Genomic DNA, 287 nt, shown 5'->3' with positions numbered 1-287 from the left:
CGCTCGGCAAATCATCCCTTTGACCAAGAAGCACACCGGCGATTTTCTGGTCTTTTTGCCCGGTCAGGGCGAAATCAAAAAGACCGAAGAAATCCTCAAAAGAGCACTTCCTGAGGATGTCATTGTCCCACTTTTTGGGCAACTTTCTCCATCGGAGCAAAATCGCGCTATTCTCCCCCATCCTTCAGGAAAGCGGAAAATCGTTCTTTCCACAGACATTGCAGAGACATCCTTGACCATCGAAGGTGTCCGGGTGGTGGTTGATTCCGGCTTTGCCAAATCGAATC

General features: G+C 49.5%; 1 protein-coding gene. It reads left to right on the top strand.

What is annotated here, in order from left to right:
• Positions 1-19 precede the first annotated feature (19 nt).
• Positions 20-287: helicase-related protein (locus ACNKXV_RS14520; protein WP_417908413.1), on the top strand; the 268-nt coding region annotated here is incomplete at its 3' end.

The sequence above is a fragment of the Christiangramia aquimixticola genome (assembly GCF_048285835.1).
Classification (GTDB): Bacteria; Bacteroidota; Bacteroidia; order Flavobacteriales; family Flavobacteriaceae; genus Christiangramia; species Christiangramia aquimixticola.
Note: the sequence above shows the minus strand (reverse complement) of the source record. Positions and strands in the feature narration are given on the sequence as shown.